This window comes from Clostridium sartagoforme, from assembly GCF_039521405.1.
GTDB classification, from domain to species: Bacteria; Bacillota; Clostridia; order Clostridiales; family Clostridiaceae; genus Clostridium; species Clostridium sartagoforme.
The window spans coordinates 464,102-482,263 of sequence record NZ_BAAACH010000011.1 but is presented as its reverse complement, the minus strand read 5'-3'; the positions used below and the strand labels follow the sequence as shown (position 1 = coordinate 482,263).

Here is an 18,162-nt window from a genome sequence, read left to right as displayed (position 1 = left end):
CTATTCACCTTCTACTACCTGATCAAAAGCATCTCTATATTCTGAAACTTTAATACCAAATACAATGTGATATTCTTCTGCTGATGGGTTAGCTACTCCTAAAGAATCTGTAATATGTTTTATTCCAATTTTATCAACCTTATCTGGATCTTTTACAAATATTCTAAGTCTTGATATACAGTTAGTATAATCTTTAATATTTTCTTTCCCACCAACTTTTTCTAATATTTCTTTGGCTACGTCTTCTTTATTAGCTTTTTGTCTTAATAACTTTGAAGCTTCTATTTCTGCTCTTTTTGCTTCATCTGTATCTTCTAAACTTTCTCTACCTGGGGTCATTACATTAAACTTTTCTATATACCACTTAAAGATTATCATGTAAGCAAAGAACATTCCTATACCTACTAATACTATTGGTATCCATGTAGATTTATGTCCTTGTAGTACTCCATTAAATATAAGTTCTATAATGTTATTTCCACCTAAATAAGAAGCATTAACTATATCTAATATTGCAAAAGACAAACCTGATAAAGCTGAGTGTATTAAAAATAGTGGAGGAGCTAAGAACATAAACATGAATTCGAAAGGTTCTGTTACCCCTGCAAAGATTGATGCAGTTGCTGCTGCTATTGCTACAACCTTAGCTCTATTTTTATCTTTAGCTGCTAGATACATTCCAACTAATGCTCCAACTATACCAAATACCTTTATTGGTGTAGCGCCTTGTCCTAACCATACTCTAGTTATTTGTGAAATATTATCTGTAAAATCTGGATTTCCTAAAGCTGCTGTTGTTATTGCCTTTGTACCAACATAAACTTGGCCTCCAATTTCTAATGTTCCTCCAACTGGAGTAAAGTGTGCTAAAGAATACCAAATATGATGTAAACCTGTTGGGATAAGTAATCTCTCTATAAATCCAAATAAGAAAGATCCTACTACACCAGCTCCTGTTACAATTTCTGCTGCACTATAAATTCCTCCACCTATATATGGCCATATGAAAGGTATTATTACACCCAAAACAAGTCCAGCTAATCCTGATAAAATTGGTGGAAGATGTTTTCCTTGGTAAAAGCTAAATATAAGAGGTAAAGATTTTTTACTAAATCTATTTGTAATAGCTGCTGATAATGTACCTATAATAACGCCACCTAGAACACCTGTATCTACTGTTTGTATTCCTAATATAAAATTCTGCATTGCTTTTCTCATATCTAGTGTTTGAGAAATACTTACTAAATTCTTATCATTTACTGAAACATTTGGTGCTAATGCCATACCAAAAAGATTAAGAATTAACCCTGAAAAAACTAGCATAAATAAATAACCTATTATAGATGAAAATGCTGCTGTTTCCTTTTTCCCCTTATCAGCCATTCCCATAGCTATAGATACGCAAAATACTAATGGCATAAAATTAATTACTACCAATCCTGATTGATTTAGTACATTTGCTATAAATTGAACTACTTGATTTTGTAATATTGCTGATTTTGAAACAAAGTTTGGATTTTTAAGTACAGCTCCTAAAGATAGTAATAATCCAAAAAAGGACATCACTGCTACACCTGGAATAAAAGACTTACCTAAATTAGAAAAATAATTTTGAACTTTGCTTTTCATAAGTTTTTCCCCCTAATTTTCTAATAATAATTTTGATGACAATAATAATTTCTTGCGCTATAAATATATATTTATTAACTAAGATTATAATATCACCTAAAATAATCAACACTGCAAATCTTAGAAAATGTTTACACAGACAAATTTTATCTGTAACATGTTACAAAAAATTAAACAAGCAATAAATTACTTGACATTAATCTATTGCTTGTTCCTTAATATTTTCAATATATAATTCTACTAATATATCTATAAGAATAATTACATTTGAATTGTATGATGATATCTTATCATTCTTATCTCTGCTTTTATTATTCCCATAAATCTCTATTGTTATATCAGCTTCATCCAAAATCTTTGATTTTTTTTGACTAGTAATTAAAATCACCTTAACATTATTTTTTCTTGCAATATTAAGCTTATTACTTATATTTTGCATATTCCCTGATTTCGAAAAAACTATTATTGATGAACTTTCCTTTAATTGATTTACATAAATTTCACTTGGAGCATTAAGATTAATAAAGTTTACCCTTTTGCCAGCCATCTGGAATCTTTGAGAAAAATACATAGCCATAACTTCTGATAAACCACTTCCACAAACAGAAATTCCCTTGTTCTCATAAATCAATTTTAAAAATTCCTTTAATTCATTTTCGTTAATATAATCAATTGTCTTTTTATAATTATCTTCAAAAGAATTAATAATTAAATATAATTTATTTTTTAATGACAGATTATCGTTATAAGTTTTTTCTATAAATTTTTCATATTCTGATTTAAGAAAAAATTTCAGTTCACTATATCCACTCAATCCAAATTTATAGCAAAGTCTAGAAATACTAGCAGTTGAAATAAAATTATTTTTTGCAGCCTCTCTTATGCTATATTTCTGTATTATATCAATATTATCTATTAAGTCATTTAAAATATTATATTCTGAATCATTGATATCTTCGTCCAATTCCATTAATATTTTCTTTAAAAAAAGTTTTTTATTAGACATCATTAATTTACTTGCTCCCATCTCCAACTTATATTATTTCCTCTATTAATTTCATTATTTGTGTTATCATTTCAATATGTTTTTTACTATCAACACTTGCTATAGTTATAAAAATCTTAATATCCTTATGCTCTCCTATTGTAATTGGAGTTTTGAAAGTACTTATTGTTATTCCGAAACTTTTAACGTAATCTCCTGGTTTTGCATGTGGTATTGCTATTCCATCATCTACTACAATATAAGCCCCAAATTTATTTACATTATCAATCATTGCTTTTACATATTCTTCAGTAATATCACCACTTTTAAGTAGTGGTATTGCACTAAGACTTATTGCTTCCTGCCAATTACTAGCTTCTAAATCAAGTTGTATATTTTCTGGCTTAATATATTCATAAATATCATTTTCTTCTTTTTTATTAATATTAAGATACTCTTCTAAATCATTAATTAAAGTTTCCTTATTCAATATTTCACAGTTTTTCTCAATGATTTCTATCAGATTATTAATATCTACAATAGCATTGACATTACTAGTAAGATCAGCGTTCCTCCTAGAAATACTATTATGTATAGAGGAAATTGATGACGTATAACTTTCTGATTCTATAGTTAAATTTTCTTCTGTATATATTTTATTCAATTTGTTTTTTGATTTTGTATTTTTTATTTCTTTTTCTCTATGATTCTCTTCTAAATTTAAAGATTGCCTTTGTGGAAATATCCCTTTTAGTCTTTTTAAATCTTCTTCTTTTAATATAGGGGAAACTTTTATAGTTGGAATATTATATTCTTCTTCTATATCAACTGATGAAATAATGTAATCTACATATAGCTTGTCATTTAATTTACTTTTAGTATTTTTTATATATCTACTTATATTATGAACAGAGGTTACTCCAACAACATTTACTATAAAGTAATTTTTTATTTTAGCTTCAAGCATTCTTCCTGTTGCAAAGCCTGCTGAACAAACTATTAATATATCTTTTACTTTATCCTTTTCTTCCTCTTTGCTTTTTTCTATAAATGCTTCTATATACATGACTAAATACCCTATTTCATCATCACTTAATTCACAACTAAATTTCTCTCCAATAAATTCAGCTGACTTTTTAACTAATGCAAACTCATTTTTATAATTATTTATTATAGTTTCTAATATAGGATTTTCACTAACAATTTTGTATTTAAGCCTAAATATTAAACTTTTAAGATGATTTATTAAGCCCTCAAGCAATTTATTATCCATTTTAAAGTCCTTATTTAAAGTACTTTTTGCATTTTCAATTAATTTATCTGCAATATAACAAGCATCAAAATAATCTATTGAATCAAAAATATCGTTGTCATTTTTACTACCAGATAAAATTCTGCTTGCTATAATATTTATTTCATCATCCATTATATCAATTAAATACTTATCTTTTAATTTATTTGAAAGTTTTACAGCTGCATTATATTCTTTTTTATATACTTCCTTTAGATTATTACTACTTAGTTTATTTCCATTTAAAGATACTTTATTAAATTCAACATTAATATTTAATTTATTTTTAGGATATTTCTCTTCATATTTCTTTTCTAAAGAATCCTTAATTAATTTTTTTATTAAAAATTCTTTTTGTGATTCTCGCCCCTGTGAAAATACTTCTTTCACTAATTGTGATGATTTAGTTTCAGCTGGTTTTAAAGGAATTCTTTCTAAAGATTTGAGGAAATCATAATTCTTATCCAATTGTATACTTTCCTCATGATTCTTGTCCCTTTGTTCATCTTCAATATAATTTTTATACATATCTTCCTTATAATCTTTATTACCATTTTTTGAAGCCCTATTTACTATTACAAGAACATCTATAACTAAATTCATAAAATCTTCTTCCGAAAATATTCCGAACTCTTTTTCAACATCTTTTATTAATTCTTTTATATAAGCCATATTTTCTTTATTTATACTAAATTTTTTTATATTACTTATTATTTTTTTATTTTCATTATTATATATTTTTTCTAAAGTTTCTATAATATTATATTTATTATTTTCTATAAGTAAATTCGTCATTGCTTTTCTAATATTAATTTCTTCTGCTTGAATTTTAAAACCCTTGTTAGAAACCTTTATAATACTTATATCAAATTTACTTAGCCAAAGCTTTACCTTTCTTATATCATTTACTAATGTTGTCTTACTTATAAGTAGTTTTTCTTGTAAGACATTATAATTACACTCTTTATTTGAGCTTAATAATTCATATAATAATATTCCTACCCTTTCTTCTGTGGAAAAAATATAATTTCCCGTATTCATATTACTTATAAGCTTATTTATAGTTGATTTTTCCTTTTCATTTAAAATGAATCTTAATGGAGAGTTAGGCTTTTTATCTATTTCTTTAACCTTATTTTCTTTTAAGAAACTATTTATTTCATCAATATCATATCTAATCATTCTCTTTGAAATATTAAATCTTTTTGCTAAATCTTCAACATTTTGTTCCCCATTAGAATTTATAAATAAATTTAAGATTTCAACACATCTTGTGTTCAAAAAAACGCCCCCCTATTAAAGTGCTGTCGCACCATGAAAAATGAAGCTGTCTAAGGCAGCTACACAAAATTTAATTAACCTCTGGGGTCAATTATTTGAACCCCAGAGGAGAATAAATCATATTATATTACATTGCTTCTCCATCATCATAGGCATTATTTATAACCTTTGATTTGGTTTTCATAAGACTTGGAACTATTACTGTTATCACTAATAATGCTAATAAAGCAATTACTCCAGTGCTACCTAAGAATTCATATAATTTTCCTATTGCTATACCTATTATACCAAAATCAAAGTCACCAAAGGTAGTATTTTGGAAACCTAAATCTCCAAGTACAGGAAGTAATAATGCTGGAATAAATGTTATTAATAATCCATTTACAAAAGCACCTACTGCAGCTCCCCTCTTTCCACCTGTTGCATTACCATAAATACCTGCTGTTGCTCCACAGAAGAAATGTGGTACAAGTCCTGGTATAATTAGAACTCCACCTGCTACCCCTAAAAGTAACATACCAATTACTCCTCCAATAAAGCTAGATACAAATCCTATAACTACTGCTGTTGGAGCATATGTGAAGAACACTGCACAATCAACTGCTGGAATTGCATCTGGTATAACTTTTGTTGCTATACCTTGGAATGCTGGTAATAAATCTCCTAAAATCATTCTAACACCTGCATAAACTACAGTAACTCCTACTGCAAATTTCATTGCTGACATTAGTGCAAATAATATCATGTTTTGTCCACCAGATAAAGTTGCAACGAACTCTGATCCTGATGCTATAGCTGCAATTAAATAGAATACCATCATAGTTAGTGCTGTTGATATAGTTGTATCTCTTAAAAAGCTCCATTTTTCTGGAATCTCCATCTTTTCTGTACTATTATCTGGATTACCAACTTTTCCACCTATCCAAGCTGAAGCATAATATGCTAAACTTCCAAAGTGACCCATTGCAACTTCGTCACCATCAGTAACCTTTAATGTATATTTTTGACCTATTGCTGGTAATATCGCACTTATTAATCCTAAGAACGCTCCACCAATAAGTATTAATGTCCATCCTTCAAATCCTGCTGTTTGTAATACTGCTGATAATAGACATGCCATGAAAAAGCTATGATGTCCTGTTAAGAATATATACTTAAATTTAGTAAATCTAGCTACTAAAAGATTGGCAATAAGTCCTACAACAAGTATAGACATTGTTTCAACGCCTAAAACCTTTTGAGCTACTGAAACTATTGCTTCATTGTTTGGTATAACTCCACTTATATTAAATCCTTTTTGAATCATTTCTCCTAATGGATTTAAGTTAGAAACTATAAAATCTGCTCCTGCTCCAAGCATTAAATATCCTAAAATAGGCTTTAATGTTCCTGACATAACTTTATGTGCTGGTTTTCTCAAAGCTACTAATCCTACAAAAGCCATTAATCCCATTAATAATGCTGGTTCTTTTAAGAAATCTCTAAAAAACGCTAAAATACCTTCCATAATACCATTTCCCCTTTATAATAATTTAAAATGAAACCTTAATTTAATCTTACTAGATAAAATTTCTCGTATTAACCATTTGAATCTTAATTGTGTACTACTTTAATTGTGCATATTTGTCTTTTATCTTCTCTAGTATATCTTCTTTTATCTTCTTCTTGTTTATATAACTTCTTACTATAAGAGTTTTATCCTTATTGAAGTTTGGTGCCAGTTCTTTTACTGTAACGAATAAATCACAATTTTTCCCTACAGCTGCACTTACATCACAAGATTCTACTTCTGCTTTTATCCCCTCCTCATCACATAATTCTTGTATCTTCATAGCAAGCATTAAACTACTGCCTATACCATTACCACAAACTGTTATTATTTTCATAAAACAACCTTCCCTTCTATTTATTATTTTTGTAACTATCTAAAATTAAATTTAATAATTCTTTTTTATTGTTACATGAATCAACCTTTTCTATAAGCTCTTCATCATTAAGAATGTAGGTTAAATCCTGAAGCATATCTATATGAGCTTTATTTTCCTTTGAACATATAGCAATTATTACTTTTACAGGATCAAACTCTTCGCTTCCAAATTCTACAGGTGACTCTAATGATATGACTGCAACACCAATTTCATTAACACCACAACTTGGCCTACCATGAGGCATTGCTATTCCTGGAGCCATAACTATATAAGGTCCCATATCCTTTACAGTTTCTATCATAGCTTGTATATATCTTTCTTCGATTTTTTTATTTTTTAATAATATCTTTCCTGCTGACATTACAGCTTCTTCCCAATTACTTGCTTTGACCTTTACATCTACTAATTCTTCAGTTAATAATTTTTCTATCATAGTCTTAACCTCTCCAAATATATTTACTGATTTAAACACACATAATATTTAAGAATTTAGAATTGAAAATCCTAAGCTTTTTGCATCCTTAAAGAAATCTCTAACTGTTTCTATTGAATATTGTGTTAAATCCTTTCCAAACAAGTTCATTTTGTTTAATATGCTATTTTGTATAGTTATTATGTGACAACCTATTTTATCTGCTTGAACTATATTATAAAGTTCTCTGCAACTTGCCCATAGTATTTCTACATTTGGATATTCTCTAGCTATCTCTACTGCTTCTTCTACTATTTTTATTGGATCTACTCCTGCATCTGCTATTCTTCCTGCAAAAATTGATATAATTGCTGGAGTTTCTTTATTTAAAGATTCTAAAACATCCTTTACTTGATTGATAGTGAAAATTGCTGTTATATTAAGTTTTACATTACTATCTGCTAACTCTTTAATGACTTCTCTGTTTAATTCACCTTTTGTATTAACTACAGGAATCTTTACATAAACGTTTTCACCCCAGGTATAAATTTCTCTAGCTTCTTCTAACATTGTTTCTTTATCATCACCAAAAACCTCAAAAGAAATTGGCATGTCCTTAATGTTTTTTAAAACCTCTTTTCCAAATTCCTTATAACTCTTTATTCCTGCAATTTTCATTAATGAAGGGTTTGTAGTAAAACCACTAACTATTCCCTTTTCATACTCCTTAAGCATTGAACCTAGATCTGCCCCATCTGCATAAATTTTTACTTTTAAATCTTGTACCATTTCTCTCTCCCCTTTATGTTATTTTTTATTATTAGCTTCTAATTTTACTTGTATTACTATTTGTTTATTTTTCCTATTTGTTTCTCTTTTTAATTTTATCTATTTGATTGTTCTATTTCTTTTCTTTATTTTTCATAACTGCTTGTTTTACTTTTATTCGTTGCTCTTTCTTTTGTTGCTTGTCTTACTTTTCTTCTGTCCTCAATATAATAATATAATAAGATTATCTTTTTAAGAATATCTTATTATTTCCCTTTAAAAAGGAAATAATTAAACCTTAAAATTAAATGAAGAAGTAAAAAATAAGTAGCTCAAAATGGTAAAAATATAGAAAGTAAGGTAAAAGTATGGAAAAAAATAAATATATATTATAAAATAAGAAAATACTATTTTATAAAAAGTTAACTAAAGAACTTTACAATTTATAAACTTTTAACTCAAAACTTGACTAGGAGATCATATGATAAAAAATATAATAAACAATTTGAAAAAAATTAATTTTCTAACCACTTATAATTGGCTTTTAATTATACTTTCTACTTTAATTATTTTTTTGACATCAACTATATTAAGTTGTATTGATAGTACTACACAAGATAGTGTATATGCTTCTGCATCAGAGGAAATCGAAATTATTACTAGACCAATAATAAACTGGGATTCAGACCTTAATACAACTGATATGCTTTTACCAAATAAAAACTCAAAACCAAGACATACGCCACCTACTCATATTGTTTTACACTTTATAAGTAATGCTTATAATAATCAAAAAAATCCATATGAAATTAATGATATATATTCGATTTTAAAAGAGTATGAATTATCTTCACATTATGTTATTGGAAGAGATGGTGAGATATATCTTTTTACGCCTGAAAATAGAGTTGCTTATCACGCAGGATCAGGGGAACTTTCTAACTATCCTAAATATGAAAATAAGCTAAATAATTATTCAATAGGAATAGAAATCCTTGCTATGGGCACAAAAGAAGAAATGATCCCCATTATTACAGCTGAAAGATTTAACTTAATAGATCCTTCATTATTAGGATATACAGATGCTCAATATGAATCATTAAATTTATTAATAGATGATATTCTTAATAGACATGTTTTTATACAAAAAGATAGGGAACATATAATAGGTCATGATGAATACAATCCTGAAAAAACTGATCCTGGATCACTATTTGATTGGTCTAAAATAATAAGCACCCCTGGGGTCCAAAAAATTGGAAACTAAAATTTCCAATTCCTTGTACCTCAAGGGTGCTTATAAAAAAGGTCATATGTAAGTTTTCTTATTCCATCTTTACACTCCAAGTCACAGTAAACTTACATATGACCTTTGACAACTGAAGGAAGAAATTATATTAATTCTACAAGTACATTCATTACTCCACCACAAACCATACCTTCATCTTCAGCTACATCTCCTGTCATATCAACTTGCATTGTTATAAAACTTTCTTCTTCATCCTCCATTAAGTCCCTTGCCGCAAGAATTACTTCCCCTTCACTGCAACCGCCACCTATGCTTCCAAGTATTCTTCCATCTGGCCAAACAATCATTTTTGCTCCTGCCCCTCTTGGTGTAGATCCTTTTGTGGATGTTACTGTAACAATAGCCTTCTTTTCTTCATACTCTTTTGCAAGATTCTCTAAAACTTTAATATCTATATCTGAGTAGTTTTTTCTCTTTTTAGCATTTGCACAAGCTACCATGTCTGGTGTACCAAGCCTTTTTTGTGCAATAATTTGAGAAATAATAGATATTGCAATTTCTAAAGGTGTAATTCCCCCAATTCTAAATCCTATAGGTGAACATATTTTATCTAATAAATCCGCACTATACCCATCTTCTATAAACTGATTCTTAATTCCCATAACTCGCCTCTTAGAACCTATCATTCCTAAATATTCTGGCTTTATATTTAAAACTGCTCTAAGACATTCTTTATCATATTTATGACCTCTTGTAACAATAACTACATAATCATTTTTATTTACCTTTATTTGTTCAAAAACATTTTCGAAACTCTCACATATGACTTCTGTTGCTAATGGGAATCTTTCTTTATTTGCATAAGATAATCTATCATCTATAACTGTAACCTTAAATCCTATTTTAGCTCCTAAATCAACAAGATGCTCTGAGATATTTCCTCCTCCAAAAACTATTAATCTAGCTTCTGGAAAAAAAGACTCTATTAAAATTTCCTTTCCCTCATTATCTTTAATAAGTTCTGGAAGTTTTCTATCTATTGATTTATTTATTGCATTTTTCATTTCTTCATCAATATGTAACAAATCTTCTTTATTTAAATCTATTAATTCTTTCTCTATTTTATTTTCACTTTTAGACGAAAGCTTTGTTAGCATTACCATGCTATGATTCTCTTCTAATCTATTAATAAGTTGCTTATAATTATTCACTATAGTTCTCTCCTAACCCCTTTTTCTTTCAGTTCACAGTTATCAGTTCACAGTTATCAGTTCACAATTCACAATAATTTCGTCCAAAGCTCTCAATTTCCAACTGAGAAACAACTGTGAACTGTGCCTCTTTCACTGTGCACTGAATAAATTTTCTTTAATGCTTTTACCAGCTCTTCTACATCCCTTATATTATTTTCTGCTCCAAAGGTAAATCTAAGTGAGCATTGTGCCATTTCATGTGATAACCCTATTGCTTTAAGTACATGTGATGGTTCTGGTGATCCTGAAGCACATGCTGATCCACTTGATACTGCAAACCCCATTTTATCTAATTTTAATATCATTGCTTCTGCTTCCATTCCATTAAATGCAATATTAACATTTCCAGGTAGCCTATCAACAGCATGTCCATTCAGTTTAGCATTAGGTATACTTTTTAAAATTTCTTCAATTGCTTTATCTCTCAAATAACACATTTGCTTTTGATATTGTATTAAACCTTTATTTGCGATTTCAATAGCTTTTCCCATTCCAACAATAGCTGAAACATTTTCTGTACTTGCCCTTTTACCTTTTTCCTGTTCTCCTCCATCCATAAGTGCCTTAATGCCTGTACCTTTTTTAATATATAAAGCTCCTACGCCTTTTGGGCCATAAAATTTATGTGCAGATATGGATAGTAAATCAACTTGCAACTCTTCAACATCTATAGGAATTGATCCTACAGCTTGTATTGCATCTGTATGAAAAATTATATTTCTTTCTCTAGCTATTTTTCCTATTTCTGCAATAGGCTCTAAAGTTCCAATTTCATTATTTGCCATCATTATGCTTATTAAAATAGTGTCGCTTCTTATAGCTTTTCTTAAATCTTCAATTGATATTTTCCCATCATTATCAACTGGTAGATAGCTTATTTCAAAGCCCTCTTTTTCTAATCGTTTACAACTATTAAGAACTGCATGATGCTCTATAGATGTAGTAATTATATGCTTACCCTTCTTTTTATAATACTGCGCAATACCTTTAATTGCCCAATTATCAGCTTCTGTTCCTCCACTTGTAAAGTAGATTTCACTTTTCTTAGCATTTATAGCAGTTGCTACTTGCTGTCTTGAATTTTCTATTGCCTTTCTACTTTTTCTACCAAAACTATAAATAGAAGATGGATTTCCATACTGATTCATAAGATAAGGCATCATTTCCTTAAGTACATACTTATTAATAGCTGTTGTTGCTGCATGATCTAAATATATCATCTTCTTTTCTAGAATATTTTCTTCCAAAAATTCACCTCCAATTTTATAGCTCCTTTATGTCTATTTTAACATATATTGTATTTAGTTCAAATAAATATTATGTATTGCATTTAGTTGTATATATCATTTAAGCTTATAAATTAATTTTATAAGCTTAAATTATTGATATTATTAATTTATTATAGTACTTTTGTATTATTCATAACTAGTTCAAATCTAGTATTTAAAAATTCTGTAGCTTTTCTACAAAGCATCATTCTATTTAAAAATATCTCAAAATACTCCATTAATGAGCATATCTTAGTATCAATAGTTAAGTTTAATTGTATTGATTTTTCATCTTTATTAACATAAACATCAGCTTTTTCCACAGCATAATTTACTCTATCATGAATATCAAAGGTAGCAAAATCAGAATTTCTTACACGACTTCTTCTTACATCTACTTTATCTGCTAATATTAAGGCTGAAGAAATATTACTAACTGGCTGACCTGTTCCCTCATCATGATTTCCAATAGCAGATGTTACCATAAAAATTTCTTCAGGATCCATTCCTATGTCTTTTAATATTTTAAAAGCAAGAACTGCTCCTGTTTGTGCATGCTCATGACGATTAATCATATTTCCTATATCGTGCATAAAGCCTGCTATTTTAGCAAGTTCTATTTCCCTTCCTTCATAGCCAAGCTCCCTTAAAATATATGCAGCTGTTTCTGCAACCTTTCCAACATGCCCTAAATCATGTTTGGTGTATCCTGAAATTCCTAATATTTTATCTGCAGAGTTTATATATGTTTGAATTTCCTTATTACTTCTTATATCTTCATATGAAATAATATTCTTACTCCTAATGTTTTCATTTTCAGTATTTTTGTTTGTCATATTATTTATTTTCCTTTCATATTACATGTTTAAATTAATCCCCTTACTTAAATAAGACGTAAAAGTTGAAATCATGTAGTTTTATAGTTTTATAGCTTTGTTGTTTTAACTTTTATATAAGTTTCAGTTTATTTATTATTAACTTTTTATATTAATTATATTAACATGAATATTTTAAAGGCTTATTAAAATTGTGTAAAAATTTGAAGTAAAAAATGCACTACTTTTGCGTAGTGCATTTTAAAATTTCCAGTTTTCTGGACCTCAGGGGTCCAAAAAACTAGAAATCATTCTTTTTATAAATATTTTTCTAAATCTTCAATACTTTCTAAATCAAAAATATCCATACCTATTACTTCTAATGTTTCTTCTGGTAATTTCTTTGCTTTTTCTTTATATTAAATTGATAACTCATTCAAGAAAATTTCTCTATTCCTTTTGAATCAATTCCTGTATTCTCGTACTTGAAGTGCTGATATGATTCATTAGTTGGTGTATGCTTTCAACGTTTGCCTTTTGTTCTTCTGTAGTCGCAAGCATTTCTTCAGCTGCTGAAGAGTGTTCCTGTGATATATTCGCTATACTTTCTGCTTGTACACATATCTCAGTGAAAATAGTTTGTATATATTCTGTCATCATCAACTCATTTAATATGCTTTTATCAATACTTTTGAAAGCATCCCTGATTTCATCAAAGCCCTTATCTACCTGTCTTGTAACTACTTTACCTTTTCTTACTGCTTCACTACCGTTATTTACCTTTTCCATTACTAAATTGATTTTGTTTTTTATATCACTTACTATTACACCAATCTCCTTCACAGCATTTGAACTTTGCTCTGCAAGTTTATTCACCTCTCCTGCAACTACCGCAAATCCCATTCCTGCTTCTCCCGCTTTCGCTGCTTCAATGGAAGCATTTAATGATAGTAAATTTGTCTGCTTTGAGATTTGAGTTATATTTTCAAGGAATTTATTGACCTGATCCATACTATTACTTAAATCTTTTACTGTAGTAAATGATTCCATTACAGCAGTATCTATAATTTCCATTTGTTCATTCAAATGATTTATTCTTTCAGATCCATCTATAACTATCTTATTTGCACTTTTAGAAGTATCAGAAAGATTCTTTGTAAGTTCATTTATTAACTTCACTTTTTTACCGGCATCAGCCATCGCGTTGCTAATCTGATTAATACTTTCCGATTCCTCCATAGCACCTTTAGTAATTTCCTGAACAGTTGCTGTCATAAGGCTACTAATTTCATTTAATATAATAGCGCCTTCGTTACAGCTTGATATATCCTTATTCAATACTGAGGTATTTTCTTTAATCACTTTTAATGCATTATCTAAAGAATTTAAAAGTTTACTTGCCTGAAGTTCCTTTTCATTGGATGCTTTAATCAGATCACTTCCCCATTTGCATACAAAAAATAAAACCACAATAATTATAATTATAAATATTAATGTTAATACAAAACTTTTATGGCTTAATATTTGTAACACCACAAAAAAACTAATATTTATTGCACCAAAGTTAATCAGGAGTGACTTATCCAAGAATAGAGCTGAAATACATATTCCTAAAACCATTGTCATAATTGTAATAGAAGAATCAGATATAGACAGTGCTATATTAGACAAGAAACCTAACATTAATATATAACTTGTACACTTATAAAGAATATTTTTGTAAACAAAAATTGAAGCTACAACAATTCCAATAGAAAATATTCCTATTGCTATATAAGATAAAAAAAATGCCCCTTTTCCGATAAAAATTAATGAAGTTCTTACCAATAAAAAGGACAAAAAAATAGTTAAAACAATTTTATTAACTCTTATCCTATGGTTGCTCATATTAGAATTATTCATTTGCAAATCCTCCCGAGTATTTTAATATAATTTGCGCTACTAATAATTATTTTTCTATTGACTCTTCCATCTCCATAAGTTTAATTTATATGTACTATTTAGAAAGACTTTTATAGTGCTCTTACGATTAGGTATTATTGCACAATTGGTAAGCTTCCTAAATTGTGCAATAGCCACTTCTATATTAAATACATCTAGTTCTGATATAGTCTACAGCTTAAAATTAATTTACAGGCAATTTACATTCATATCTATAAGTACCTGCTACTACCTGATGTACGCTTGCATCTGGTAATTCTATTTCTGTATTCACAGGTGTCTCTATTGTAAATTGCACTGTCTTAAAGTTGCTTTCTATTAGTTTGTTTTCAGAAGATTTTGAACTAAAGTCCCATGATACACTTATTAATCCTGCTCTGGATTCATAAGAACCTGAAACACTTATTAGACGTTCATCAACTTTTGGACAGATACGAACTTTTTTATAACCTGGAAGTAATGGTTTAATGCCAAGAATATACTGATAATAAAATTCCCCTACACTTCCAAACGCATAATGGTTAAAGGAAACCATATTATCAGAACTCATTTTTTCTTCATTTACTTTCCCGTCCGGCATAAGGGCATCCCATCGTTCCCAAGTTGTAGTTGCACCACATTTGATTTGATACATCCAACCAGGGCATCCCTCTTGCAATAATAGGTCATAGGCAAGTTCAATCTCTCCAACTTCAGCTAATATAGGAAGAATATGCTCAGTAGCAAAAAAACCAGTCTGCATTCCATTGATACGAATATTTTCTATCAATTGTCCTAAAACTTTTTTCTTTAATTCTCCCTCTGGAAGTACAAACTTTAATGCCATTATATAAGCTCCTTGATAGTCGTCTGTCATCTTTCCTTCTTCTGTAATAAATGATTGAATATAAGCATTACGTGTTTTATATAACTGTCTTGCATATCTTTCTGCATCATCTTCTTTTCCAAGACCTTTTGCAATTTCAGATAATATTCTTAAATCATTTACTATAAATGAGTTAGACACAGGATTATTATGCATAGCCATCCAAGCTACATCTTTTCCAAGCATTAGCCAATCCCCTAAGTTAGGACCTAACCATAAGTTTGCATCGCCCATCTTACGTATTTCTGCTTCAACAAAAAGTTTCATACTCTCATAATGTTCAGTCAGATACTTATCTTCCCCATATTGCCAGTGGAGCATTTCTGGAAGAATAGTCACTGCATTTCCCCATCCTAACATACTAAGAAAACCAATTCCTCCAGGTCCATTAGCTGGTATTGTTGAACCAATATATCCTTCTGTATTATCCATTTGACTATATCTTATATCCTTAAGAAATTTATTCCAGAAATCCTCTGTATCAAAATTATAGCTTCCTGTAAGAGCAAATACATGCCCATCTCCAGTATATCCCATACGTTCATCACGTTGAGGACAATCAGTTGGAACCTCAATATAGTTTGATTTCTGGCCCCATATTTGGTTCTCATATAATTGTTGAACTAATTTGTTACTAGTAGAAAAATGTCCTGTACGCTTCATATCACTATAAAGAGCATAAGCAGTAATTACTCCATCAACATATTCTATACCTGAGACTTCCATATAACGGAATCCCATATAAGTGAACTTTGGCCTATACTTATCTTTTTCTGTTCCTTTATGATATATAATTTCAGCCTTAGCTTTTCTAAGATTCGCTGTATAAAGACTACCGTCTGGATTAAGTATTTCTCCATGTCGTATCTTAATTTTATCACCCTTCATCTTAAGTGGATCTATCTCTACAATACCTGCAAAATTCTGTCCAAAATCTAAAATTATCACATCCTCATTCTTAATTACCTTCTTTACAGGCATTTCTTCCTGAATTTTTACAGTAATTATTGTCTCTTCTATTACCTCAGGAACTTTTCCTTTATACTTTATTGGGGCTCCAATTACCTCTTTTATTATATTTTCATTTCCTGTTGCAAAATAAACTTCCCCATCATAAAATCCTGCATACCCATATGGTGATTCTAACTCTACAACAGAACTTTCATCTGAAGTATATATTTTTATACCAAAATCCTCATGTTCTATCTCAAGTATCCAAGAAACTGCTGCTTCTTCTCCATAAATTTTTACCATATTATCAAAGGTAAATCTTCCACAATACCACCCTTGTCCTAAATACACCTTTAGTTCACTTTCCCCTGTTGTCAACAGATCTGTCACATCATATGTCTGATACTGCAAATCTCTATGGTAGTATGTAAAGCCAGGTGCAAACATCTGATTACCTACCTTTTTACCATTTATCTGAGCTTCATATATACCAAGTGCAGTAATATATAAAGTTGCTTTTTTAATATTCTCTTCATTTATTTGCTGTCTAAAAACGCTGACAGCACCTTCTTTATACTCATTAATTGATGCAATAAAATGTTCTCTTAATTCCTTCATATTTACCTCCTAGCATTTTTGAGCACAAAGGTTATTAATCTTTGTGTTCTTTTGTTAAACATGTTTATTTAAAAATTCAGCACTAACTTGAAATGACTTGATTGGTGATTTATCAATCCAATTTTTATGACTTTCAAGTATAATAGCTTTTACGTCATTCTTTTTAGCTTTTTCTATCATAGCTTCAAGATTCATATTTCCATATCCTAACTCTATACTATCTGATTTTAAAATAGAGCTAGTTGGTCCCTTTACTCTTGTTCCCCTATCATTGATATGATAAAGCTCCATTCTCTCTCCAAGAGTATTCATTAAATTTAAAACATCTACTCCAGCTTCAGCTGCCCAATATGAATCAAATTCAAAATTTACATACTGAGGATCAGTTTTTTCTATAATTAATTCATAAGCAGTTTTTCCAAACTCTACTCTACGAAATTCACAATTATGATTATGATATAAAAATTTAATTCCAGCATCTTTTAATAGTTTTCCAGCATTATTTAACTTATCTATTAATTCTAAAACATTATTTTTATTTGAATAATCAAAATGATACATTCCTGTTACTACAACGTAATTGGTACCAAAATCTCTTGCTTCATTTATTATTTCATCAGTTCTATTTAAAATACTTCCTAAATCCTCATGAACACTTACAACCTTTAAACCTGATTCTGATATAAGTTTTCTCCAATCTAAGTTGCCACTACGTCCCATAGGCATCCCTGCCATTCTAGTTAGTGTACGAACTATAATAGGCATTTTTTTTATCATAAAACCATTTAACTCTATTCCATCATATCCTGCTTCTTTAATTAGCTTTAATGTTTCACCAGCCTTACTTTCTGTTCCAATTACTGTTCTTAGTTGAAATTGTTGTATTGCCCTAATTGTCATAATACTTG

At 29.1% G+C, this 18,162-nt stretch carries 14 protein-coding genes; 1 reads left to right on the top strand and 13 read right to left on the bottom strand.

The window, feature by feature from the left end:
* The 7 genes from ABDZ60_RS05650 to ABDZ60_RS05620 all read right to left on the bottom strand — a co-directional run bounded on the left by ABDZ60_RS05650 (position 1) and on the right by ABDZ60_RS05620 (position 8,315).
* Positions 1 to 1,629, bottom strand: coding sequence for a PTS transporter subunit EIIC (locus ABDZ60_RS05650; protein WP_047002004.1), 1,629 nt, complete (start codon positions 1,627 to 1,629; stop codon positions 1 to 3).
* Positions 1,630 to 1,825: 196 nt separating this feature from the next.
* A complete protein-coding gene (locus ABDZ60_RS05645; protein ID WP_343776787.1) occupies positions 1,826 to 2,638 on the bottom strand; it encodes a MurR/RpiR family transcriptional regulator in 813 nt (270 codons plus the stop codon).
* 25 nt (positions 2,639 to 2,663) lie between these two features.
* Entirely contained in the window at positions 2,664 to 5,186 is a 2,523-nt protein-coding gene (locus ABDZ60_RS05640) for a BglG family transcription antiterminator (RefSeq protein WP_343776785.1), read from the bottom strand.
* A 127-nt stretch (positions 5,187 to 5,313) separates the two neighbouring features.
* Positions 5,314 to 6,693: a PTS ascorbate transporter subunit IIC gene (gene ulaA, locus ABDZ60_RS05635; RefSeq protein WP_343776782.1), complete on the bottom strand. Its 1,380-nt coding sequence runs from the start codon at positions 6,691 to 6,693 to the stop codon at positions 5,314 to 5,316.
* Between the two features lie 97 nt (positions 6,694 to 6,790).
* On the bottom strand, positions 6,791 to 7,072 hold the full coding sequence (locus tag ABDZ60_RS05630; RefSeq protein ID WP_016208842.1) for a PTS sugar transporter subunit IIB: 282 nt from the start codon (positions 7,070 to 7,072) through the stop codon (positions 6,791 to 6,793).
* A 16-nt stretch (positions 7,073 to 7,088) separates the two neighbouring features.
* Complete coding sequence (locus ABDZ60_RS05625) at positions 7,089 to 7,547, bottom strand: PTS sugar transporter subunit IIA (protein ID WP_016208843.1); 459 nt, start codon at positions 7,545 to 7,547, stop codon at positions 7,089 to 7,091.
* A 48-nt stretch (positions 7,548 to 7,595) separates the two neighbouring features.
* Positions 7,596 to 8,315 carry a transaldolase gene (locus tag ABDZ60_RS05620; RefSeq protein ID WP_343776779.1) on the bottom strand — a complete coding sequence of 240 codons (720 nt, stop codon included), beginning with the start codon at positions 8,313 to 8,315 and terminating at the stop codon, positions 7,596 to 7,598.
* Positions 8,316 to 8,775: 460 nt separating this feature from the next.
* On the opposite strand from ABDZ60_RS05620, the gene ABDZ60_RS05615 reads away from it, so the two are divergent.
* Entirely contained in the window at positions 8,776 to 9,561 is a 786-nt protein-coding gene (locus tag ABDZ60_RS05615) for an N-acetylmuramoyl-L-alanine amidase (RefSeq protein ID WP_343776777.1), read from the top strand.
* Positions 9,562 to 9,686: 125 nt separating this feature from the next.
* Here the strand turns inward: ABDZ60_RS05615 and ABDZ60_RS05610 are convergent, their stop codons facing one another.
* The 6 genes from ABDZ60_RS05610 to ABDZ60_RS05585 all read right to left on the bottom strand — a co-directional run bounded on the left by ABDZ60_RS05610 (position 9,687) and on the right by ABDZ60_RS05585 (position 18,154).
* Positions 9,687 to 10,754, bottom strand: coding sequence for an XdhC family protein (locus ABDZ60_RS05610; protein WP_343776775.1), 1,068 nt, complete (start codon positions 10,752 to 10,754; stop codon positions 9,687 to 9,689).
* Positions 10,755 to 10,846: 92 nt separating this feature from the next.
* Positions 10,847 to 12,016: a cysteine desulfurase NifS gene (nifS, locus tag ABDZ60_RS05605; RefSeq protein WP_343776809.1), complete on the bottom strand. Its 1,170-nt coding sequence runs from the start codon at positions 12,014 to 12,016 to the stop codon at positions 10,847 to 10,849.
* Positions 12,017 to 12,195: 179 nt separating this feature from the next.
* Positions 12,196 to 12,900 carry an HD domain-containing protein gene (locus ABDZ60_RS05600; protein ID WP_343776773.1) on the bottom strand — a complete coding sequence of 235 codons (705 nt, stop codon included), beginning with the start codon at positions 12,898 to 12,900 and terminating at the stop codon, positions 12,196 to 12,198.
* A 429-nt stretch (positions 12,901 to 13,329) separates the two neighbouring features.
* On the bottom strand, positions 13,330 to 14,781 hold the full coding sequence (locus ABDZ60_RS05595; protein ID WP_343776771.1) for a methyl-accepting chemotaxis protein: 1,452 nt from the start codon (positions 14,779 to 14,781) through the stop codon (positions 13,330 to 13,332).
* Between the two features lie 223 nt (positions 14,782 to 15,004).
* Entirely contained in the window at positions 15,005 to 17,254 is a 2,250-nt protein-coding gene (locus tag ABDZ60_RS05590) for a family 78 glycoside hydrolase catalytic domain (RefSeq protein ID WP_343776769.1), read from the bottom strand.
* A gap of 54 nt (positions 17,255 to 17,308) precedes the next feature.
* Complete coding sequence (locus ABDZ60_RS05585; RefSeq protein ID WP_343776767.1) at positions 17,309 to 18,154, bottom strand: sugar phosphate isomerase/epimerase family protein; 846 nt, start codon at positions 18,152 to 18,154, stop codon at positions 17,309 to 17,311.
* Positions 18,155 to 18,162 lie beyond the last annotated feature (8 nt).